The sequence below is a fragment of the Kineosporia rhizophila genome, from assembly GCF_021277265.1.
GTDB lineage: Bacteria > Actinomycetota > Actinomycetes > Actinomycetales > Kineosporiaceae > Kineosporia > Kineosporia rhizophila.
In genome coordinates, this window is the sequence record NZ_JAJSOH010000022.1 from 48,108 (window position 1) to 68,278 (window position 20,171).

20 protein-coding genes are annotated in these 20,171 nt (G+C 70.7%); 8 read left to right on the forward strand and 12 right to left on the reverse strand.

Annotated features, from left to right (window positions below; translation table 11 throughout):
• Positions 1 to 8: 8 nt before the first annotated feature.
• The 5 genes from frr to LWF15_RS25910 all read right to left on the reverse strand — a co-directional run bounded on the left by frr (position 9) and on the right by LWF15_RS25910 (position 4,187).
• Positions 9 to 566 carry a ribosome recycling factor gene (gene frr, locus LWF15_RS25890; RefSeq protein ID WP_232813540.1) on the reverse strand — a complete coding sequence of 186 codons (558 nt, stop codon included), beginning with the start codon at positions 564 to 566 and terminating at the stop codon, positions 9 to 11.
• Between the two features lie 103 nt (positions 567 to 669).
• Complete coding sequence (pyrH, locus tag LWF15_RS25895) at positions 670 to 1,401, reverse strand: UMP kinase (protein WP_232813541.1); 732 nt, start codon at positions 1,399 to 1,401, stop codon at positions 670 to 672.
• Positions 1,402 to 1,580: 179 nt separating this feature from the next.
• Entirely contained in the window at positions 1,581 to 2,408 is an 828-nt protein-coding gene (gene tsf, locus LWF15_RS25900; protein ID WP_232813542.1) for a translation elongation factor Ts, read from the reverse strand.
• 92 nt (positions 2,409 to 2,500) lie between these two features.
• Complete coding sequence (gene rpsB, locus LWF15_RS25905; RefSeq protein WP_232813543.1) at positions 2,501 to 3,457, reverse strand: 30S ribosomal protein S2; 957 nt, start codon at positions 3,455 to 3,457, stop codon at positions 2,501 to 2,503.
• A 301-nt stretch (positions 3,458 to 3,758) separates the two neighbouring features.
• Positions 3,759 to 4,187 carry a DUF6314 family protein gene (locus LWF15_RS25910; RefSeq protein ID WP_232813544.1) on the reverse strand — a complete coding sequence of 143 codons (429 nt, stop codon included), beginning with the start codon at positions 4,185 to 4,187 and terminating at the stop codon, positions 3,759 to 3,761.
• A gap of 41 nt (positions 4,188 to 4,228) precedes the next feature.
• Here LWF15_RS25910 and LWF15_RS25915 point away from each other — a divergent pair, with 41 nt between their 5' ends.
• Entirely contained in the window at positions 4,229 to 5,419 is a 1,191-nt protein-coding gene (locus LWF15_RS25915) for a pyridoxal phosphate-dependent aminotransferase (protein ID WP_232813545.1), read from the forward strand.
• A gap of 14 nt (positions 5,420 to 5,433) precedes the next feature.
• On the opposite strand, the gene LWF15_RS25920 is transcribed toward LWF15_RS25915, so the two are convergent.
• On the reverse strand, positions 5,434 to 6,483 hold the full coding sequence (locus LWF15_RS25920) for a zinc-binding alcohol dehydrogenase family protein (protein ID WP_232813546.1): 1,050 nt from the start codon (positions 6,481 to 6,483) through the stop codon (positions 5,434 to 5,436).
• A 59-nt stretch (positions 6,484 to 6,542) separates the two neighbouring features.
• On the opposite strand from LWF15_RS25920, the gene LWF15_RS25925 reads away from it, so the two are divergent.
• Complete coding sequence (locus tag LWF15_RS25925; RefSeq protein ID WP_232813547.1) at positions 6,543 to 7,142, forward strand: TetR/AcrR family transcriptional regulator; 600 nt, start codon at positions 6,543 to 6,545, stop codon at positions 7,140 to 7,142.
• A 207-nt stretch (positions 7,143 to 7,349) separates the two neighbouring features.
• On the forward strand, positions 7,350 to 8,768 hold the full coding sequence (locus tag LWF15_RS25930; RefSeq protein WP_232813548.1) for an acyltransferase family protein: 1,419 nt from the start codon (positions 7,350 to 7,352) through the stop codon (positions 8,766 to 8,768).
• On the opposite strand, the gene LWF15_RS25935 is transcribed toward LWF15_RS25930, so the two are convergent.
• The 3 genes from LWF15_RS25935 to LWF15_RS37805 all read right to left on the reverse strand — a co-directional run bounded on the left by LWF15_RS25935 (position 8,714) and on the right by LWF15_RS37805 (position 11,368).
• Positions 8,714 to 9,259 (reverse strand): murein hydrolase activator EnvC family protein, encoded by a 546-nt coding sequence (locus tag LWF15_RS25935; protein WP_232813549.1) that lies wholly within the window; start codon positions 9,257 to 9,259, stop codon positions 8,714 to 8,716. The genes LWF15_RS25930 and LWF15_RS25935 overlap by 55 nt on opposite strands.
• Positions 9,260 to 9,433: 174 nt before the next feature.
• Positions 9,434 to 10,222 (reverse strand): RNA polymerase sigma factor WhiG, encoded by a 789-nt coding sequence (whiG, locus tag LWF15_RS25940; protein WP_332879930.1) that lies wholly within the window; start codon positions 10,220 to 10,222, stop codon positions 9,434 to 9,436.
• An 84-nt stretch (positions 10,223 to 10,306) separates the two neighbouring features.
• The gene (locus LWF15_RS37805; RefSeq protein ID WP_332879929.1) at positions 10,307 to 11,368 is read right to left on the reverse strand and encodes a tyrosine recombinase XerC; all 1,062 of its coding nucleotides are present in this window, start codon (positions 11,366 to 11,368) and stop codon (positions 10,307 to 10,309) included.
• Between the two features lie 101 nt (positions 11,369 to 11,469).
• Here LWF15_RS37805 and hemC point away from each other — a divergent pair, with 101 nt between their 5' ends.
• A complete protein-coding gene (gene hemC, locus LWF15_RS25955; protein ID WP_232813551.1) occupies positions 11,470 to 12,456 on the forward strand; it encodes a hydroxymethylbilane synthase in 987 nt (328 codons plus the stop codon).
• Positions 12,457 to 12,561: 105 nt separating this feature from the next.
• Here the strand turns inward: hemC and dprA are convergent, their stop codons facing one another.
• The 3 genes from dprA to LWF15_RS25970 all read right to left on the reverse strand — a co-directional run bounded on the left by dprA (position 12,562) and on the right by LWF15_RS25970 (position 16,272).
• Positions 12,562 to 14,004: a DNA-processing protein DprA gene (gene dprA / locus LWF15_RS25960; protein ID WP_232813552.1), complete on the reverse strand. Its 1,443-nt coding sequence runs from the start codon at positions 14,002 to 14,004 to the stop codon at positions 12,562 to 12,564.
• Between the two features lie 280 nt (positions 14,005 to 14,284).
• A complete protein-coding gene (locus LWF15_RS25965; RefSeq protein WP_232813553.1) occupies positions 14,285 to 15,913 on the reverse strand; it encodes a YifB family Mg chelatase-like AAA ATPase in 1,629 nt (542 codons plus the stop codon).
• Positions 15,913 to 16,272: a YraN family protein gene (locus LWF15_RS25970; protein ID WP_232813554.1), complete on the reverse strand. Its 360-nt coding sequence runs from the start codon at positions 16,270 to 16,272 to the stop codon at positions 15,913 to 15,915. Before LWF15_RS25970 ends, LWF15_RS25965 begins: the two co-directional genes overlap by 1 nt.
• A gap of 229 nt (positions 16,273 to 16,501) precedes the next feature.
• Here LWF15_RS25970 and LWF15_RS25975 point away from each other — a divergent pair, with 229 nt between their 5' ends.
• Genes LWF15_RS25975 through LWF15_RS25990 form a run of 4 tightly spaced genes read left to right on the forward strand, consistent with a single transcriptional unit; the run spans position 16,502 to position 20,166 of the window.
• Positions 16,502 to 17,596, forward strand: coding sequence for an ABC transporter ATP-binding protein (locus LWF15_RS25975; protein ID WP_408624038.1), 1,095 nt, complete (start codon positions 16,502 to 16,504; stop codon positions 17,594 to 17,596).
• Complete coding sequence (locus tag LWF15_RS25980) at positions 17,586 to 18,479, forward strand: ABC transporter permease (protein ID WP_232813556.1); 894 nt, start codon at positions 17,586 to 17,588, stop codon at positions 18,477 to 18,479. The genes LWF15_RS25975 and LWF15_RS25980 overlap by 11 nt, the downstream gene beginning before the upstream one ends.
• The gene (locus LWF15_RS25985; protein WP_232813557.1) at positions 18,476 to 19,441 is read left to right on the forward strand and encodes an ABC transporter ATP-binding protein; all 966 of its coding nucleotides are present in this window, start codon (positions 18,476 to 18,478) and stop codon (positions 19,439 to 19,441) included. Before LWF15_RS25980 ends, LWF15_RS25985 begins: the two co-directional genes overlap by 4 nt.
• Positions 19,438 to 20,166, forward strand: a complete 729-nt coding sequence (locus tag LWF15_RS25990) for an ABC transporter permease subunit (RefSeq protein ID WP_232813558.1) — start codon at positions 19,438 to 19,440, stop codon at positions 20,164 to 20,166. The genes LWF15_RS25985 and LWF15_RS25990 overlap by 4 nt, the downstream gene beginning before the upstream one ends.
• Positions 20,167 to 20,171: the final 5 nt, after the last annotated feature.

A 20,171-nucleotide genomic window follows, 5' to 3' on the forward strand; every position in this document is an offset into this window, starting at 1 on the left:
GGCCATGCTCATACCTCGAGCAGCTCGGTCTCCTTGTGCCGGAGCAGCTCGTCGATCGAGTCCACGTGGGACTTGGTCGACTGCTCCAGCTCCTTCTCCGCGCGGGCGCCCTCGTCCTCGCCGATCTCGCCGTCCTTGACCGCGCGGTCCAGTGTCTCCTTGGCCTTGCGGCGCAGGTTGCGCACGGTGATCCGGGCGTCCTCGGCCTTGGCCCGGGCCAGCTTGATGTACTCCTTGCGGCGCTCCTCGGTCAGCACTGGGAGCACCACCCGGATGACCTTGCCGTCGTTGCTCGGGTTGACCCCGAGGTTCGAGGCCCGCAGCGCCTTCTCGATGTCGGCGAGCCCGCTGGCGTCGTACGGCTGGATCAGGATCTGCCGGGCCTCGGGAACGGTGAAGGAGGCGAGCTGCTGCAGCGGGGTCGGCGCGCCGTAGTACTCGACCGTGATCTTGCTGAACATGCCGGGGTTGGCCCGGCCGGTCCGGATCTGGCCGAAGTCCTCCTTGGCGACCTCGACCGCCTTGTCCATCTTCTCCTCGGCCTCGAGGAGGGTCTCGTCGATCACTGTCGCTCCTTCATCGCTACCTGCTTACAGGCTGAACCAACCGTCGTGCGCGGCGTGTGCGCCGTCAAGCTCGCCGGGGAGAACCGGAACTGCCCGTCCCGGATCAGGAGGTGACGAGCGTCCCGATTCTCTCACCCCGGACCGCGGCGGCGACGTTGCCTTCGCCCTCCATGCCGAAGACCACCATGGGCAGCTTGTTGTCCATGCACAGGCTGAAGGCCGTCGCGTCGACCACCTTCAGCTGCTGGGTCAGCGCGTCCGCGTAGCTGACCTCGTCGAGCTTGCGCGCACTCGGGTCCTTGCGGGGGTCGGCGGTGTACACGCCGTCCACCCCGTTCTTGCTCATCAGCACCGCGTGGGCCTTGATCTCCAGGGCCCGCTGGGCGGCCGCGGTGTCGGTGGAGAAGTACGGTGCGCCGAGCCCGGCGCCGAAGATGACCACACGGCCCTTCTCCAGGTGCCGGATCGCCTTGCGCGGGATGTACGGCTCGGCCACCTGCCCCATGGTGATCGCCGTCTGGACCCGGGTGTCGATCCCCTGCTTCTCCAGGAAGTCCTGCAGCGCAAGGCAGTTCAGCACGGTTCCGAGCATGCCCATGTAGTCGGCCCGGCCCCGGTCCATGCCGCCCAGCGACAGCTCGGCGCCGCGCAGGAAGTTGCCGCCACCGATGACGATGGCGATCTCGATGCCCTCTTTGGACACGCCGGCGATCTGCGCCGCCAGCTGGCTGACCACGATCGGGTCGACACCGAGCTGACCGGCGCCGAACACCTCACCGGAGAGCTTCAGCAGCACCCGCCGCTTGGACGAGCCGGTGATCGGGGACTCTGACATTCAGCCGTACCTCCAGGTTCCATGTATTGGGGCAGTCTGCCGCATCTGGCCTCTGGCCAGAAAAAAGCCGGTGAGAGGCTGGTCCGCCTCTCACCGGCTGGTCACCGGAGGCCCACTCGCGCGTGCGAGGAGATCCCGGGTGGTACTACCGGCTGTAGTCGATCAGCAGCCGGTGTGGATCAGACGCCCACCCGGAACCGCACGAAACCGACGGCGGTGACGCCGGCCTCGTCCAGGACCTTCTGGACGGTCTTGCTCTGGTCCTTGGCGAACTTCTGCTCGACGAGCGCGTTCTCCTTGAAGTAGCCGCTGACGCGACCCTCCACGATCTTCGGCAGGGCGCCCTCGGGCTTGCCCTCCTCACGCGCGGTGGCCTCGGCGATGCGGCGCTCGTTCTCCACCACGTCGGCCGGGACCTCGTCGCGGTTGAGGTACAGCGGCGGCAGCGCGGCGATGTGCATCGCCACGTCGCGCACCACGTCGCCCTCGGCGCTGGCGCCGAACAGCACGCCCACCTGCGGCGGCAGGTCGGGGCTGGTGCGGTGCAGGTAGGAGGCGACGGCCGGGGCCTCGAGACGGGCGACGCCGCGCAGCTCGATCTTCTCGCCGATCGAGGCGTTGCCGTCGTCGATCAGGGCCTGCACGGTGCGACCGTCGGGCAGCTCGCTCTTGAGCAGGCTGTCCACGTCGGCGGCCTTGACCGCGACGGCCTGGTCCAGCACCTGCTGCAGCAGGGCCTTGAACTTGTCGCCCTTGGAGACGAAGTCCGTCTCGCAGTCGAGCTCGACGATCACGCCGACCCCGGGCTCGGTGTAGGCCGCCACGGCGCCCTGGGACGCGGTGCGGGACTCCCGCTTGGCCACGCCCTTCTGGCCCTTGACGCGGAGGTACTCGACGGCCTTCTCGTACGAGCCGTCGCTCTCCACCAGAGCGTTCTTGCAGTCCAGCATTCCGGCGCCGGTCTGCTCACGCAGCTTCTTGACGTCGGCGGCGGTGTAGTTCGCCATTGCGATGACTCCTGTTGTCGATGAGGAGGTCGTCAGATGTCTTCGGAGAGCGGGCGCCGGCCGGGATCACCGGCCGGCGCCCACCGCCCGGATCAGTTGGAGGCAGCCTCGGTGGCCGCCGGCTTCGCCTCGGCCTCGGTGGCCTCGGCAGCCGGGGTGGCCTCAGCAGCCGGAGCGGCCTCGGTGGCCTCGGCGGCGGAGGTCTCGGCAGCGGTGCCCTCGGCAGCGGCGCCCTCGACGACCGGCGCGCTCTCGGCCTGGCCGGCCAGCAGCTCGCGCTCCCACTCCGGCAGCGGCTCGGCGGCCGCGGCGGTGGTGGTGGCCTCGGTGCTCGCGGCGGCGGTGTTCTGGCCACCACCGTGACGGCTCATCAGGCCGTCGGCCACGGCGTCGGCCACCACGCGGGTCAGCAGCGTGACCGAGCGGATCGCGTCGTCGTTGCCCGGGATCTTGTAGTCGACCTCGTCCGGGTCACAGTTCGTGTCCAGGATGGCGACGATCGGGATCCCGAGCTTGCGGGCCTCGTCGACGGCCAGGTGCTCCTTCTTGGTGTCCACGATCCAGACCGCGCTCGGCACGCGGGCCATGTCACGGATACCGCCGAGGGTGCGCTCCAGCTTGTCCTTCTCGCGACGCAGGACCAGCAGTTCCTTCTTGGTCATGCCGCTCTTCGACACGTCGTCGAAGTCGATGACCTCGAGCTCCTTGAGGCGCTGGAGCCGCTTGTGCACGGTCTGGAAGTTGGTGAGCATGCCGCCCAGCCAGCGCTGGTTGACGTAGGGCATGCCGACGCGCGTGGCCTGCTCGGCGATCGGCTCCTGGGCCTGCTTCTTGGTGCCGACGAAAAGGATGCTGCCGCCGTGGGCGACGGTCTCCTTGACGAAGTCGTAGGCGTTGTCGATGAACGACAGCGACTGCTGCAGGTCGATGATGTAGATGCCGTTGCGCTCGGTGAGGATGAAGCGCTTCATCTTCGGGTTCCAGCGACGGGTCTGGTGCCCGAAGTGCACACCGCTGCCGAGCAGCTGGCGCATCGTGACGACGGCCATGGTCAGTCTCCTTGGGCGCACCACCAGTGGGTGGGCGCGGTTCTCTCGGTTGTCCCACGACATCGGGCGATGTCGTGCCTGGTGCCCGCGACGCCCCGAGACCCCACCGCCGGTCCGGGTGATTCAGGACCGTCGGGATCAGGACCGAGTGAGGCGCCGCACCGCCGGTGAGGCGGACCGCATGCGGACACGCGAAGTCGACCGGCGCGCGCCGGTCGCAGGGGAAGTCTACCTGCACTCAGAGGTGCGGGAGGACGTCGGCCAGGGTAACCGCGGCGGGGGCCCGGGCATTCCCGGCCAATCAGGCCCGGCGGTACCGGGTGACGATGCGGTAGTCCTTGGCCGGGCCGTCGACCTTCATGTCCACGGTCAGCTCACCGTCCGGCGCCATCCGGTACGAGCCGCGGTACTGGTCGGCCCGGCAGTCGTGCACGTCGTCGGCGCTCCACTGCCCGGCCTGCTCACCGAAGGCCAGCAGGTGCATGGTGGTGCCGTCGGCCAGCAGCACCCGGATCCGGCCGTCCTCGAGCACGTAGCCGTACTCCCGGTAGGCCTCGCCCACGTGCCCGTTGGCCAGACGCAGTTCGACGTCCTCGCGGTAGTCCATCCGCCCGGGGCCGGCCGGGGTGAAGGTGGCGGTGCCGGTGGCGGTGCCCAGCCCGGGCTCGATCGCCCGGCTCAGCCGCCAGCTCCCGGCGAGCATCCCGAAGACCCGCTCAGCGACGTCCACCGTTTCCTCCCGACCTATTTGCCCTGGCCTATTGTTCCGCCATGGTTGACGGCACGTGGCGCAGGGTCGCCCAGGCGGCGGGACTGCTCGACCCCAGCGGGGTCCCCGCCCCCACGATCTTCGCCCGGATGAGCGAACTGGCCACCCGCACCGACTCGATCAACCTGGGTCAGGGCTTCCCGGACACCGACGGCCCGGCCGCGGTGCTCGAGGCCGCCGTGGCCGCGATCCGCGGTGGCGCCAACCAGTACCCGCCCGGCCGGGGCATCGCTCCCCTGCGCCGCGCGATCGCCGAGCACCAGCAGCGCCGGTACGGCCTGGACGTGGACCCGGACACCGAGGTGCTGGTCACCGCGGGCGCGACCGAGGCGCTGACCGCGAGCATCATCGCGCTGACCTCGCCGGGCGACGAGGTGGTGGTGCTCGAGCCGATCTACGACTCCTACTCGGCCGCGATCGAGATGGCCGGAGCGGTCCGCCGGACGGTGCGCCTGGAGTGGCCCGAGTACCGCCTGCAGGCCGACCGGCTGACCGCCGCAGTCACCGACCGGACCCGGCTGATCCTGCTGAACACCCCGCACAACCCCACCGGCCGGGTGCTGGACCGGGCGGAACTGGAGCTGATCGCCCGGATCGCCCAGGAACGCGACCTGATCGTGATCGCCGACGAGGTCTACGAGCACCTGACCTTCGGTGGGCACCCGCACGTGCCGATCGCCACCCTGCCGGGCATGGCCGCGCGCACGGTGACGATCTCGTCGGCGGGCAAGACGTTCTCGGTGACCGGCTGGAAGATCGGCTGGCTGCACGCCCGGCCGGAGATCGTCGATGCGGTGACGGCGGTGAAGCAGTTCCTGACCTACGTGAACGGCAGCCCGTTCCAGCCCGCCGTGGCCACCGGCCTGGCCCTGCCCGACGAGCAGATCCGGGCCATCGGCACCGATCTGGCCCAGCGCAGCGCGCTGCTCACCGATGGGCTCAAAGCCGCCGGATTCGGGGTACGCCCCAGCGACGGAACGTATTTCGTGATCGCCGACGCCGCCCCGCTGGGCTATGCGGACGGTGCTGCCCTGTGCAACGACCTGCCTCGGCTGGCCGGAGTGGTGGGCGTGCCGGTGCAGGCCTTCGCCGAGGACCCGTCGCAGCCCAGCTCGCTGGTGCGCTTCGCCTGCTGCAAGCGGCCCGAGGTGATCGCCGAGGCCGCCTCCCGGCTGGCGGCCATGCGCCCCTGACCAGGTGGCCGGCTTCAGATGGTGACCACCAGCTTCTCCCCCGAGACTCCTTCGCGGAGAAGCTCAAGGGCATTGGGGACGTCGGTGAGGCCGTGTCCGACCACGGTGGCTCTGGGTTCGGCTCGGTAGGCGTTCGAGGCCAGGGCCTGGGGCAGGAACGAGGTGTAGATCGCCGGGCCCACCTCGTTGTCCTTCAGGGAGGCGCCCCAGATCGCGCTCACCTGCACGTTCTTCCGGCGGGCGCGCCATGCTCGCAGCCTGGTGACCGGGTCGGGGTGGGCCGACGCCACTTTCCGGGTGCCCTTGGCCCGCCGGGCCACCTTGACGGCGGGTGGCAGCGAGCCTGACCCGATCGCGACGGTGCCCGCGAGCGGTTGACCGCCGATGGCCTGGAGGAGCTCGGCCACGACGGTCTTACTGCGGTAGTCGACCACCTCGGCCGCGCCCACCGAACGCACCCAGTCGTGATTGCGTGGCGACGCGGTGGCGACGACGCGGTAGCCGGCGCTGCGAGCCAGTTGCACGGCGTTGATACCGACGCTGGTGGAGGCGCCCCAGACCAGGACGGTGGAGTTCTTCTCGGTGGGAACGGACGTGGGCAGGGGCAGGCCCAGGTGGTCCGACTGGAACAGCCCGGTCGCCGCGGTCGAGAGCGCGAGCGGGAGGACGGCGGCCTGCTCGAACGCCAGGGCGCCCGGGATCGGCGCGACCAGGTGCTGCATCAGCACCACCAGGTGCTGAAATGCTCCTTCGGCCGGGCGGTTGCGGGACTTCTCCACGCCGACCGCATGCCCGAGCACACGCTCGCCCACACTCAGCCGGCTCACGTTCCGCCCTACGGCGACGACCTCGCCCGCAACGTCGGTGCCGATGACCATGGGAAAGCGCACCCAGGGAAGGACGAACCGGTAGGCGTAGCCGGGCAGCGTGTCGAGGAAGTTCACGGCCACGGCACGCACCCGGACCACCACCTCCTCGTCACCGGGCTCGGGCACCGGCGCCGGGCCGACCTCGAACTTCTTGCCCCGCGCGGGGAGCCAGAGCGCTGTGTTCTCACTGTCCACGCTCCTAAACTAGGCACCGCCTAGTAACTAGTCAATGTCTAGATTCGTAGGATCGGCCTATGCCTCGTCGTCCGTTCCACCACGGCAACCTGCGCGCGGTGCTGCTCGAGCACGCCGAGACCGTGCTGCGCGAACGTGGTCTGGACGCCCTCTCACTGCGCGAACTGGCCCGCGAGGCCGGGGTCAGCCACGGCGCCCCCCGTAGCCACTTCGTCGACCGCAACGCCCTCATCGATGCGCTCGCCGTGCGGGGCTTCACCCGTCTTTCGGAAGACCTGGACCGGGCCGCCTCCAGCCGGCCGGACGACTGGTTCGCCGCGCTGCGGGCAGCCGGTGCCGCCTACCTGGCCTTCGCGCAGAACGACGCAGCGCTGCACGAGCTGATGTTTGCGGCGAAGATGGACCGCCCCTCCGAAGCGGTGCTCGAGGCCGCCGAGGGCCTGTTCGCGACCCTGAACGGGATCCTGCGTGCGGGCATCGCCGCCGAGGCCTTTCCGGAGGGCGAGATGCAGCGGTTGGGAATGCTTTTGATGATGGCCCTGCAGGGCACGGGCGCGCTGGTGACGTCGCGCCGGATCACGCCCGAGCACGGCGGGGCGCTGCTGAACGATGCGGTCACGGTGCTGGTGCGGGGAGTCCAGACCGACCACCAGGGTTAGAGCTGCCGCTTCGTCGGTGGGTACCGAGGGTGTAAGACACCCTTGGCCCAGTAGGGCCACCGGCTTTTCCGGGGAGCGGGCGGCGGCCCGGTCGTGCGGCTTTCGCCGGAGTGTCTGGGTCCGAACGCCTGCGCGGGCAGAGCCCCACGCCCTAGCTTGGTCACGTCGGCCGGGGGGCGAAAAATGGTGCTGGGCAATATTCAGGCGTTGCGTGGGATCGCGGCGGTTGCAGTCGTTCTGGCCCATCTGGGCGGTCCGGACGGTTTCGAGTCGCGCTGGCTGGCCGGGGGTTACGACTGGCTCGCGTTCACGCACGGCCCGGGGCAGGCCGGAGTGGACCTGTTCTTCGTGATCAGCGGGCTGATCATGGTGGTGACCACGCAGCACCGGGTACCCGGCCCCGCCTCGGCCCGGGAGTTCCTCAGACGGCGGGTGGTGCGGATCTACCCGATCTACTGGGTGGCCACCCTGCCGGTGCTCGCCCTGTTCCTGGTCAGTCCCGGCGCGGTGAACTCCTCGGCCGAGAACCCGCCGGACGTGCTGGCTTCGCTGCTCCTGCTCCCCCAGTCCGGCCTGCCGTTGCTGATGGTGGGCTGGACCCTGACCTTCGAGATGTACTTCTACCTGGTGTTCGCGCTGGTGCTGCTGCTGCCGCGCGCCGGACGCCTGCCCGCTCTGGCCGCCTGGGGCGTGCTCACCCTGGCCCTGGCGGCGGCCTTCGCCGGATCGGGGAACCCCTGGCTGGGCACCATCGGCGCCCCGATCGTCCTTGAATTCCTCTTCGGCGCCGCGGTGGGAGCGCTGGTGGTGCGGAAGAAGTTCGTCGCGCCGCTGCTGTGCACCACGGCCGGGCTCGTGGGCACGGCAACGGCGTTGGGGCTGGGCGACTTTCCCGGCACCTGGTACCGCGCGCTGCCGGTCGGGCTGTGCCTTGCGGTGACGGTGTACGGCGTGGTCGGACTGGAGGGCCGCTGGCGGCTGACCGCCCCGGCGTGGCTGCAGAAACTTGGGGACGCGTCGTACTCGCTGTATCTGTGGCACGTGCTCGTCCTTTCCGCCGTGGGCCGGACCGTGCTGGTGCGGCTGCCTGCTGATCCCTGGGTTCACGCTGCTGCGCTGGTTTTTTCGATGACCGTGGTGATCGTGAGCGCGCTGATCGCCTACCGCCTGCTGGAAGAACCTCTGATCAGGCTGTTCCGGCGCCCGGTCGTCCTCCTGCCGGACTCGGAGCCCATGCCGGCCTCGGTGCCGAGCCTGCCCAGCGCGGCCGGCCCTCAGCCGGACCGGCTCGCCGTCCCTCCGGTACCAGCCCAGACCCGCCGACAGGCCCGCAACCGTGCCACCGCCCACGCCCCCGCCCACGCCACCGCCCACGCCTCCGACCGAGCCGATGCCCAGACCGCTCGCCGCGCCGCTGGTCAAACCGCCCACCAGACCGCTGGTCAGAGCGCCCACCGGGCCATTGGCCAGACCGCCCGCCGGGCCATTGGTCGGGCCGCCGACACCCGCGAGCAGCCCGGAGACCAAGGCGCTGATCAGGCCCGCGGCCTGCTTCGTCCCGGCGTTCCGGTTCAGCCTGGCCACCAGACCAGACCTCGCGCCGGATCCCGGGCGAGCGCCGGGTAGCCCGCGCCGAGCGGAAGCAGCACGGCCGGGCCGGCTTCGAGGCCGAGCATCGTCAGCGGGTCTACGTAGGCCCCATCTCGCCGAACACCCCAGTGCAGACATACGTGAGGCAGACAATGGCTACCCGGGCCGGCCGCCAGCAGATCACCCAGCACCTCGCCCGCCTGCACAGGCTGTCCGCGATGCACCCGCACCCGTACTGGCTCGAAGCTGCTCACCAGACCGTCACCGTGATCGATGCTGACCACCGGCGTACCGGCCACCACCCCGGCGAAGCTGATCGTGCCGGAGGCCGGGGCGAGCACGGCCGCATTCGCACTCCCATTCAGGTCGACCCCGCGATGCCCGGGAGACCACGGCTGTGGCCCCACCGCGAACCCCCGGGCGACCGCGGGCTCGGGCCGCAGCGGCCACTGCCAGCGCAGCTGCGGCCCGGCGGCCCCGCCAAAGTGCAGGGCCGCAACCAGAATCAAGGCGAAGGTCGTGGTCACTGGTCCAGAGTGCCGCCACCGAGCCCAGCCCATAGGGCGAGAACGGCCACCTGTGGACAAACAGCCGTTCGTGTGGGTCTGTGGACGAACTGGCCCGGGCCGGCACCGTCAACCGGTGCCAAAACGCCCGGCGGCGCACCGGATCACCGATGCGCCGCCCCGGAGCGTCTGGCTCTAACTGACCTCGGAGAGCTTTCCGCGCAACTGCAGCACGGCCTTGGTGTGCATCTGGCAGATGCGGGACTCGGTCACGCCGAGCACCCGGCCGATCTCGGCCAGCGTGAGCCCCTCGTAGTAGTAGAGGGTGACCACGATCTTCTCCCGCTCGGGCAACTGGTTGATCGCCCGGGAGAGCATGAACTTGGTCTCCTCGCTCTCGAAGGCGGCCACCGGGTCCTCGGCCTTGGTGTCCTCGAGGGTGTCGACCAGGGAGAGCTTGTCCCCCTTCTCCCCGCCCACGGTGAGCAGTTCGTCCAGGGCCACCACGTTCACGTAGGAGACCTGGGAGAAGACCGCGTGCAGTTCCTCCAGCGTCATCCCCAGCCGCTCGGCCACCTCGGGCTCGGTCGGCGTGCGGTGCAGTTCGCCCTCCAGCGCGGCGTAGGCCCGCTCCACCTCACGGGCCTTGTAGCGCACCGAGCGGGGGATCCAGTCGATCGCCCGCAGCTCGTCGATGATCGCCCCGCGGATGCGGGAGATGGCGTAGGTCTCGAACTTGATGGCGCGGTCGATGTCAAACTTCTCGATCGCGTCGATCAGCCCGAAGATCCCGTAGGAGACCAGGTCGGCCTGCTCGATGTTGGGCGGCAGGCCCACGCCCACCCGGCCGGCCACGTACTTGACCAGCGGCGAGTAGTGGAGGATCAGGCGTTCACGGGTCGTCTGGTCGGCCGTGGCCTTGAACTTCTCCCATAGCGCCCGCAAGGCGGCCTCGTTGGCCGCGACGGCGTCCTCCGCGGTCACGTCTACGAGAGCGTCGCTGTCGGCAGTCACCCGGGTCCTCCCCTGCTCAGCGCCTAGTCATCCGGTCAGGCAGCTTCGTCGAACTCAGGCCCTGGGGTGGGCCTGACGGTAGCTGGCGCGCAGCCGGTCCACCGACACATGTGTGTAGAGCTGCGTAGTCGTGAGCGTAGCGTGACCAAGCAGTTCCTGAACGCTACGAAGGTCCGCGCCGCCGTCCAGAAGATGCGTCGCCGCGCTGTGCCGTAACCCGTGCGGGCCAAGCGAGGGCGCGTCATTCACCCGTTCGAGGGCCTGATGCACCACCTGCCGGACTTGACGCTGGTTGACCCGACCTCCGCGCTTTCCCAAAAATGCCGCCGAATCGCTGTTTTCGCTGGTCAGCGTGGGCCTGGCCCGATCCAGCCAGGCGTTCAGGGCCTGGGCGGCGGGTAGGCCGTACGGGACCACCCGCTCCTTGCCGCCCTTGCCCAGGACCCGGATCGTGCGCCGCTCGCGGTCGATGTCGTCGACGTCCAGCGAACAGAGTTCACCCACTCGGACGCCGGTCGCGTAAAGAAGCTCCAGCAGGGCGAGGTCGCGGACGAGGATCGGATCGCCGGGCTCGATCCTGAAGCCTTCGGCAGCGTCTTCGGCCACGCCGTTCTCGACCACCGCGGCCGCTTCGGCCAGAGCTCCCCGGGCCTGGTCCTGACGCAGCACCCCGGGCAGCCGGCGTCCGCGTTTGGGGGCCTGAAGACGGGCCCCCGGATCGGTGGTCAGCCGTTCGGTACGCAGGAGCCAACGGGTGAGGGCCCGGGCACTCGCGGCGCGGCGGGCCAGACTGGCCCGGGCCTGGCCGGATCCGGCCAGCTCGGCCAGCCAGGAGCGCAGGACCGGCAAGGTGAGCAGGCCCTCGAGCGAGGTTGGCCCGCCGGCGACGTTCCGGGCGTGTCGCAGCAGCTCGGCGGCGTCGCCCGCGTAGGCCCGGACGGTGTGCTCGGAGAGATTGCGCTCGGCCGAAAGATGGCGGGCGAACTCCTCGACCAGCAGCTCGTCCTGGGGGTGCTTCTCACAATTGTGGACGTCGGTGGGCCCCGAACCGTCTCCGGCTCGCTCACGGGGGTGGCTGGCCGGGTCGGGTGATCGACCGGGGGGCTGCTCGGACATCTGCCCACAGTCTCCTCTACCCGGGCACGGCTCAAGCACGAAGCCCGGCGCGCCGTAGACCAGCCGCCCACCGCCCTGCTTCCCGCCCTATGGTGCGGAGGATGAGCCGACCGCCCCAGCCTCCTTGTGACCAAGCCCCGGCCGGGCGGACGATCCGGATCGGTACGCGCTCCTCGCCGATGGCGCTGGCCCAGGCGGAGCGGGTGCGGGCCGCGCTCACCGCCCTGGTGCCCGGCCTGCGGGTCGACGTCGTTCCGGTCACCACCAGTGGAGACCGCTGGCCCGGAGCCTTGTCGGCGCTCGGCGGCAAGGGCGCGTTCACCAGGGAGGTGGACCAGCTCCTGCTCTCCGGCACGGTGGATCTGGCGGTGCACTGCATGAAGGACGTGCCCGGGGACCGGCCAGTGCCGGCCGGCACCAGGTTCGCCGGTTACCTGGAGCGCGACGACATCCGGGACGCCCTGATCCACCCCGGCGGCCTGAAGCTGGAGGAGTTGCCGCCAGGAACCCGCATCGGCACCTCCGCCGTGCGCCGGATCGCTCAGCTGGCCCGCCACTACCCGCATCTGGAAACCGTGCCGATCCGCGGCAACGCCAACCGCCGTCTGGCCAAACTGGATGCGGACGAGTCTGACGCTCTGATGCTGGCCTACTCCGGTCTGGAGCGGATCGGCCAGACCGCCAGAGCCACCGAGATTCTCGACGTGGAAACGATGTTCCCCGCGGTCGGGGCCGGAGTGCTGGGCCTGCAGTGCCGGGATCACGACGCTGCCACGATCGCACTGGCCGACCGCCTGGCCGACCCCGGCACCGGACTCCAGACCACGGCCGAGCGGATGATGCTGCAGGTGCTCCAGGGCCACTGCAACAGCCCGATCGCGGGTTTCGCAACCTCCCGGCCGGACGGCTCCCTGACCCTGCGGGCCATGGTGTTCTCGCTCGACGGGAAGACCGTGATCGAGGCCGAGGAGACCGACAGCGCCTGCGACCCGGTGCTGCTGGGCGCCTCGGTCGCGACCACCCTGCTGCGCCAGGGAGCCCACGAGCTGATCGAGGCGTCGGCGCTGCTGACACCGCCCATGACATAGCGCCGGCCCTCGTCCTCCTGCCCACGAATCCCAGCCACGACACGGACGGCGCCCGCGCGCCAAGCAGTTTCACCACCGTTGCCCCGACGCCCTGGCCGAGCTGCGCTATTCCTTTCCCGGCCCACCTCCTCGGGCTCGGCGCCACTGCTCGGCGCCCGGACCGGCGGGCTCGGCCAGGCCCCGCAGCTCCAGCCGGGCCAATGAGGCCAGAAGTGAGCCCTCGTCCTGCTCCACGGCCGCCCCCAGGGCGGCAAGGGCGAGCGCTGCTCGTAGCGGCAGCGCGTCCAGCACCCGCAGGTCACGCGGTTCGAGGCCGGTGAAGTCGGCCGAGACAGGGCTCTCCTGCTCATCGGCGAATTCTCCGATGGGTCCAGCCAGTTCGCAGAGCTCCGCGGCCGAGGTGATGCAGACAGCCCCCTTACGCAGCAACCGGTGTGCCCCGTACGACGACGGTGACGTGACCGGCCCGGGCACCGCTCCGACCGGACGGCTGAGCCGGTCGGCCCACTCGGCCGTGCCCATCGTGCCCGACCGACTGCCCGCCTCGACCACGCAGGTGGCCTGCCCGAGAGCTGCGATGATGCGGTTGCGCAGGATGAAGCGCCACCGCGTGGGCGCCGAGCCGATCGGCACCTCGCTGATCACCGCCCCGTGCCGGCCGACCTCCTTGATGAGCAGTTCGTTGCTCGGCGGATAGGCCCGGTCCAGGCCACCGGCCAGCACCGCGACGGTCGGGCCCCCGACCGCGAGCGCGCCCCGGTGAGCGGCCGCGTCGATGCCCAGCGCCGCTCCCGAGATCACCGTCAGACCCCGCTCGGCGCAGCCGACGGCCAGTTCGGAGGCCATGTGCTCGCCGTAGCCGGTGGCCGCCCGGGCCCCGACGATCGAGACGGCCCGGGCCCCGGCCCGGGCGAGGTGAAGAGGGCCGAGCACGTAGAGACAGAAGGGCATCTCGACCTCGAGCCGGTTCAGGCCCTCGGGCCATTCCGGGTCGGACGGGACCACCAGGCGCCCGCCGATCCGGAGCAGGTTGCGCAGATCCTGCGCCGGATCGAGGCCGGCCAGCTTGTTCACGTACCGCTCGCCGTGCAGCCCGGCCCGGGCCTCGGCCAGCGCCGCGACGGCTCCGAGCCGCGCCACCAGTTCACCGGCCCGGGCGTCGGCGGGCTCGACCAGGCGGCTCCAGGCCACGCGGGCCAGCCTTTCCGCCTCGTCGCCGGAGTCGTCCGGACCACCGGAAAGAACCGAACCAGGAGGGCCTTCGTCTCCGTCCGCAAGAGTGGGCAGCGCCGGTGAGAGCTCACCCGTCAGATCGGCTCCGGACGACTGTAACTCGACCGCCTCAGCCGCCCCGACCGCCTCGACCGCCCCAGCCGCTCCCAGCACGTCAGCTGCTACCGCCTCCTTGGCCACCTCCTCAGTTCCAGCCGCCCCCAACACTTCGGCTGCCCCCACTGCTCCGGCCATCTCGTCAGCTCCAGCCCCGAACACCTTGTCTGCTCCCGCTGCTCCTGCCCCCTCGGCTGCTTCCTCTGTTCCGACCCCCACGGCTACTCCCCCGGCCGCGGTCATCCCTGCTCCCGCCGTCCTGGCCACCTCGGCAGCTCCAGCCGCCTAAATACTTTGTTTGCTCCCTCTACTCCGGCCACCCCGACTACCTCCCCTGTTCCGGCCCCCACGGCCAATTCCCCAGTCCCGGCCATCACCGTCACTCCCGCTGCCTCAGCCACCTCTACCGTTCCAGGCGTCCGGGAAACCTCGGCTGCTCTCCACGCTCCTACCACCAGACCAATTCCGGATTCGTTCCCCTCAAACGGATCTCGCGTGGTCATGCCGTCACCTGCCCACGCCGGCGCAGCATCAGGGCGCGGGACACGTCGTCTCGGTCGGGCTGTTGCCTTCCGGCCAGGTCGGAGATCGTCCAGGCGACCCGCAGCACCCGGTCGTGCCCTCGGATCGAGAGCTGCCCGTCGTCGAGGGCCCGGTCCACGTCCTGGGTGACCGCGGTGGGCAGCCTGAGGGTTCCTCGCAGATAGCTGCCGGACACTTCGCCGTTGCTGCTCCACGACGTACCGGCGAGCCGTTCAGCCGCGACCGCCCGCGCCTGCCGCACGCGCTGAGCCACCGTGGCCGAACTCTCCGCCGGTTCCTTCGCTGCCATGTCTGCCCTGGACACGGGCAGGACGTCCACCTGCAGGTCGACCCGGTCGAGCAGCGGCCCGGAGAGCCGGGAGAGGTAGCGGCGGCGGGCATTCGGTGCGCAGACGCAGTTCAGGCCCTTGCCGCTGGCGAAGCCGCACGGGCACGGATTGCTGGCCAGGACGAGCAGGAAGCGCGCGGGGAAACGGGCGGTGCCGTTGGCCCGGTGGATGACCAGATCGCCGTGCTCGAGCGGCTGGCGCAGCGAATCCAGCACCTGGCTGCCGAACTCGCCGGCCTCGTCCAGGAAGAGGATGCCTCGGTGAGCCAGCGAGGCGGCGCCCGGATGGGGCAGGCCGCTGCCGCCGCCCACCATCGAGACGACCGTGCAGGTGTGGTGCGGATTCTGGAACGGCGGGCGCCGGATCAGCCCGGTGGCCGCGTCCAAGGTGCCCGCCACCGAGTGAACCGCCGTCACCTCGACCGCCGCATCGTCGTCCAGATCAGGCAGCAACCCGGGCAGTCGCGAGGCCAGCAGTGTCTTCCCGGTGCCGGGCGGGCCCATCAGCAACAAGTGGTGCCCGCCCGCGGCGGCGAGCTCGATCGCGTAGCGAGCCTGCTTCTGCCCCACCACATCGGCCAGATCGGGCTCGGGGCCGGGCGGTGCCGCGGTGCGCACGTCGGCCAGGTTCTGCGGCCGCACTAGCACGTCTCCCGGACCGGCCGACCGTTCCGGCCGGGCCGAGGCGGAACGTGGATCCCGGATCAGCGCCGGCTGTTCCGGTTCTGGCCTGATCTCGCCGGGCCGACCGCCGTGCAGCCGGATCAGGTCGGCCAGCGTGGCCATCGGGTACACCCGGGCGCCGGGCACCAGCCGTGCCTCGGCCTCGTTCGCGGCCGGGACCACCACGTCCGGGTATCCGCCCCGGACCGCGGCCAGGGTGGCGGGCAGCACCCCGCGCACCGGGCGCACCCGGCCGTTGAGCCCGAGTTCGCCGACGTGCACGTAGCGCTGGACCAGCGGCGAGCGCAGCACCGACTGAGCGGTGAGCAGGGCCACCGCGATGGCCAGGTCGAAGCCGCTGCCGGCCTTGGGCAGGGCGGCCGGGGAGAGGTTCACGGTGATCCGCCTCTGCGGTAGAGGGTGACCGGAGTTGGAGCAGGCCGCCCGTACCCGGTCGCGGGACTCGGCCAGCGAGGCGTCGGGCAGGCCGACCAGGGTGAAAGCGGGCAGACCGAGGGCGATGTCGGCCTCGACGTCGACCACGTGCCCGGTCAGCCCCACGATCGACACCGACAGGGCCCGGCCCAGCGCCATCAGGCCACCGCCTTCAGGTGCACCAGCCGGGCCGGGCCGGCGGCCGGGCGGACGATGCCCACCACGTCGATGCGCACCTCCGGGTAGAAGCGCGACTGCGTGGACAGCCAGGCCCCGGCCAGCCGCCGCAGCCGGCCGGCCTTGAGCGCCGTCACCGCCTCGAGCGGGCTTCCGGCCGTGACCGTCTGCCGGGTCTTCACCTCGCACACCACCAGGCACTCGCCCTCGAGCGCGACCAGGTCGATCTCGCCGAGCCGGCACCGCCAGTTGCGGGCCAGGATCCGGCAGCCCGTGGCCTCCAGGTGCGCGGCCGCCAGATCTTCCCCGTACCGGCCGAGTTCGGCCTTCGCCAGATGCATCCCCACCACCTCCGCACGAAAGCCTGCGGAGGGCGGGCCGCTCCGGTCATCCCCGGCGACGGCGCCTGTGGACAAACCACCGGTCGTGCCGGTCTGTGGAAAACCGGACGGTGCACCCCTGCATGCATCCGGGGACGTAGCGGTGTCCGACCGGGGGATGATTTCCCGGAACAGGACGTTGGAGGGGCGTGAATTGTCGGGGGACAGCACTAGAGTCGGCCGGGTCATGATGATCTCGGTCGAGAACCTCACGAAGCGCTACGGCGCTGTCACCGCGCTCGACGGGCTGACCTTCGCCATCGAGCCGGGTGTCGTCGGTCTGGTCGGCGCCAACGGCGCGGGCAAGTCCACGATGATCAAGATCCTGCTCGGGCTGCTGCCCGCCACCGCCGGCAACGCCCGCGTGCTGGATCTCGACGTCGCCACCGACGGGCCCGCCATCCGGCAACGTGTGGGCTACATGCCCGAGCACGACTGCCTTCCCGCCGACATGTCGGCCACCGAGTTCGTGCTGCACATGGCCCGGATGTCCGGGCTGCCGCTGACCGCGGCGCGCGAGCGCACCGCCGACACCCTGCGCCACGTCGGCCTCTACGAGGAGCGGTACCGCTCGATGGGCGGCTACTCGACCGGCATGAAGCAGCGGGTCAAGCTGGCCCAGGCCCTGGTGCACGACCCGGGCATGCTGCTGCTGGACGAGCCGACCAACGGGCTCGACCCGGCCGGGCGCGACCAGATGCTCGCGCTGATGCGCCGGATCGGCACCGAGTTCGGCATCCCCATGCTGGTCACCTCGCACCTGCTCGGCGAGCTCGAGCAGATCTGCGACCACATCGTGGTGGTCGACGGCGGGCGCCTCCTGCGCTCCACCACCACCGCCGACGTGACCTCGGCCAGCCGGGTCCTGGCGGTCGAGGTCGACGAGCGGATGGACGAGGTGGGCCGGGCCCTGCAGGCCGCGGGCCTGGTGGTGCACCCGGCCGGGCGGCAGCTGGAGATCGAGCTGGCCGACGAGTCCACCTACGACCGGGTGCTCGACGTGGTGGTCCAGCTCGGTGTGGGCCTGCACCGGATGGAACGCCGCCGGCACCGCATGGCCGAGATCTTCCGCGCCGACCCGAGTCTCGACCCGGCTCTGCCCTCGGGCGCGCCGGCCGATCCCGGGCAGGCCGCGGCGGCCGCGTTGCAGCAGCAGTGGGCCGCCGCCGGGCGGAACGCGAATCAGGCCGGTGCGGGCCGGTCTTCGGGCGAGGCGGGCCTGCGAACCGTGAACCCCGACCAGCCGCAGACCGACGGGCCGAGGAGCGGTGAGCATGAGCAGTGATTCCGGAGCCGGTACCGGTGTCATCCACGACATCGGTTTCCGGCACTACGAGGGTCCCCGGCTCGGCCGCGGCTACCTGATCCGCTCGTTGTACGTGGACAGCCTGCGCGGCTGCTACGGTCTCGGCCGCTCCGGCAAGTCCAAGATCATGCCGTTCCTGCTGCTGGTCGTGATGACCGCCCCGGCCGTCATCATCGCCGTGGTGGCCGGGGTCACCGGGATGGACGAGCTCCCCCTCGACTACGTCGGCTACATCTTCGCGCTCAGCTCGGCGATCACGATCTTCCTGGCCGCCCAGTCACCGGCCACGGTCTCGCGCGACCTGCGATTCCGCACCATGCCGCTGTACCTGTCCCGGCCGCTGACCCGTAATCACTACGTCCTGGCCAAGTACGGCGCGATGAGCACGGCCCTGTTCATCCTCGTCGCCCTGCCGCAGACCGCCCTGTTCATCGGGGCGCTGCTGGCCGAGATGGAGTTCTGGCCCAACGCGAAGGGCTGGGCCGCCGGGCTGCTCGGGTCGTTCCTGCTCAGCCTGGTGCTGGCCGGGATCGGCCTGCTGATCGCCTCGATCACCCCGCGGCGGGGCTTCGGGGTGGCCGCGGTGATCACCGTGCTGCTGCTGCTCACCCTGGTCAGCGGGGTGCTCTCGGCCCTGGCCTACGAGAACGACCACCCCCACCTGTCCGCCTACTTCGCCCTGATCAACCCGGTCTCGCTGGTCGAGGGGGTGCTGGTCTGGATGGTGGACGCGCAGTCTTCCTACCCCGAGCCGCCGCCCGGCAACCTCGGCGGGCTGATCTTCACCCTGGTCACCGTCGCGGTGATCGCCGGCTCCTACGCCCTGCTGCTCGCCCGCTACCGGAAGGTCTCGGCGTCATGAGCATGACCCTGCCCTACCGCCCCCGCACCGAGGGCGGGCCGGTGGTGATGAAGCTGGAACAGGTCAGCCGCTGGTTCGGCAACGTGGTCGCGGTGAACGACGTGACCATGACGATCGGTCCGGGGGTCACCGGTCTGCTCGGTCCCAACGGGGCGGGCAAGTCCACCCTGATCCACCTGATGAGCGGTTTCCTGCCGCCGTCGTCGGGCTCGGTGACCATCGACGGCGAGTCCACCTGGCACAACGAGAACATCTACCGCCGGATCGGTCTCGTGCCCGAGCGCGAGGCGATGTACGAGGGCATCTCGGGCTGGGACTTCGTGCTGGCGAACGCCCGGCTGCACCGCCTGCCCGACCCGAAGGCGGCCGCCCGCCGCGCGATCGAGACGGTCGACATGGAGGCGGCGGCCGGGCGTGACGTGGCCGGCTACTCCAAGGGCATGAAGCAGCGCATCAAGATGGCCACCGCGCTGGTCCACGACCCCGACCTGCTGCTGCTGGACGAGCCGTTCAACGGGATGGACCCCCGCCAGCGGCTGCAGCTGATGGACCTGATGGCCGAGCTCGGCCGCAACGGCCGGGCGGTGCTGTTCAGCTCGCACATCCTCGAGGAGGTCGAGCAGATCGCCGCCGGGATCGAGGTGATGGTGGCCGGCCGGCACGCCGCGTCGGGCGACTTCCGCGAGATCCGCCGGCTGATGACCGAGCGCCCGCACCAGTACACGATCCGCTCCAGCGACGACCGGGCCCTGGCCGCCGCGCTGATCGCCGACGGCTCCACCTCCGGGGTCGAGCTGGGGCAGCAGGCCGGCTCGGTCGTGCTGAACGTGCAGGCCACCGACTACAACCGGTTCGCCCACCGGCTGCCGGTCTTCGCCCGGGAACGAGGGATCCGGTTGTACGAGGTCACACCCGCCGACGAGTCGCTGGAGAAGGTCTTCTCCTACCTGGTGAGCCGATGAACGCCACCGTCGCTGGGCTCACCTGGCACAGCCTGGTCGGCCGCCGCCGGGCCGTCCTGCTCGTCGTCCTGCCCACCGTCCTGATCGCCCTGGCCGTGCTGGTGCGCCTGGTCAGCGGCGAGTCCGCCGCCAGCGCGGCCGACCTGCTCGGCTCGTTCTCGCTGGGCTTCCTGATCCCCCTGCTCTGCCTGATCGCCGGCACCGGGGCGATCGGCCCCGAGATCGACGACGGCTCGATCGTCTACCTGCTGGCCAAACCGCTGAACCGGTACGTGATCGCGGTCAGCAAGTGGGCCGTCGCGATCGGCGTGATCGTGCTCTTCGGCGTGCTGCCCACCCTGGTGGCGGGTTTCGTCGTCGCCGGTGGCGAGGCGAACGTGGCCGTCGGCGCGGCGGCCGCAGCCCTGCTGGCCGGGATCGCCTACGTCACCGTCTTCCTGCTGCTGGCCGTGGTCACCCGCAACGCCGTGGTGATCGGGCTGCTCTACGCCCTGGTCTGGGAGGCGGCGATCGGCGGGTACGTGCCCGGCGCCCAGGCCCTGAGCATCCAGCAGTGGGCCCTGGCGATCGCCGAGAAGATGGTCGGCGACCGGGCTGCCGAGCTGGGCATCCAGTCGGCCGTCGGGCTGGGCACCGCCGTCGTCCTGCTGAGCGTGGTCACGTTCGGCGGTCTGGCCTACACCGGCTACCGGCTGCGCAGCATCCGGATCAGCGGAGACGAGTGAGCGAC